Raw genomic sequence first — 1113 nt, forward strand, 5'->3', positions numbered from 1 at the left:
GTCGGTGGGGGGTTCGGTGGGGCGCTCGGGCGGGACGGAGTGCAGGAAGCCGGTCGTTCTGACCTGGTAGGACATGGCGGTGACCTGGGCGTCGGAGGTGAAGACGCGGGTCGCGGCGGAGAACATGCTGGGCACGAGGACCAGTCGGGAGCGCCGCACCTCACGGGTGAGGTCCAGGTGGTACGGCGCGGTCAGGCGCGGCCGCTGCCACAGCACCCGGCCCTCCAGTTCCGCCAGCATCGCCTCGGGCCCGTTGACGGCCAGGGTCCGGCCGCGGAAGAGGACCTCCTCCTCAAGGGAGGCGCGCAGGGAGGGCCAGTAGGGGTGCAGCGCGTGGTTCCAGTAGTCCTCGATCAGCGCGGCGGTCCGCTCGTCCCCGGCGTCGTCGAACCGCCCGCGCAGGAAGTCGAGTTCGTTCTGGAGGGAGGTGCGCGCCGGGTCGGGGACGTAGGCGTGCGCGTGGCGCAGGAACGGGGTGTCGCGGCGGTGGGCCAGCTGGACGACGGTGTCCATCAGCTTCGGCGGCACCGCGCGCCGGGCCCCCCGGACCCAGCCCGTGTACGGCGTGGGCACGGCTCCCCGGTAGCGCGCGAGGAGTGCGAGGCTGCCGAGGGTCTCCCACAGCGGGCTGAGGGCCAGCCGGATCGAGCGCAGGCTCTCCTCGTCGACGTCCAGGCGGATCATGAGGAGGAGGGCTGCGGCGCGAGGGGCGTCACCACTGGAAGATCCCGCTGTCGTCCTGGTCCCCGAGGAACTCCAGGACGTCGGCGAGGGCTTCGGCGCGGTCGATGCCGTACTCCTCGGCGACCCCGTCGGCGATGTCGGTGACCGTGCGGGCGCCGTCGGCCAGCCGGTAGATCAGCTCGGCGGGTCCGTCCAGCAGCATCGCCCGGTCGCGGTACCCGAGCAGCAGCCCGTCGGGGCCCCGGCCCCCTGGACGTCCCGCGCAGGACCCTCGGCATCCGTATCCGCCGGGTCCCCGACGGGCTGCTGCTCGGGTACCGCGACCGGGCGATGCTGCTGGACGGACCCGCCGAGCTGATCTACCGGCTGGCCGACGGCGCCCGCACGGTCACCGACATCGCCGACGGGGTCGCCGAGGAGTACGGCATC

General features: G+C 73.5%; 1 protein-coding gene and 1 pseudogene. Both read right to left on the reverse strand.

The genetic code is table 11. The features are described from left to right. A pseudogene (locus CCN72_RS36930) lies at positions 1-684 on the reverse strand (hypothetical protein); the annotation flags it as partial. 28 nt (positions 685-712) lie between these two features. Continuing rightward, positions 713-886: a PqqD family protein gene (locus tag CCN72_RS36935; protein WP_107430300.1), complete on the reverse strand. Its 174-nt coding sequence runs from the start codon at positions 884-886 to the stop codon at positions 713-715. Positions 887-1113 lie beyond the last annotated feature (227 nt).

The organism is Streptomyces murinus (assembly GCF_002154555.1).
Lineage (GTDB): Bacteria > Actinomycetota > Actinomycetes > Streptomycetales > Streptomycetaceae > Streptomyces > Streptomyces murinus.

Bases quoted from the DNA above. Each gene is read 5' to 3' on its own strand.
- CCN72_RS36935 (WP_107430300.1), bottom strand. From the start codon at position 886: ATGCTGCTGGACGGACCCGCCGAGCTGATCTACCGGCTGGCCGACGGC.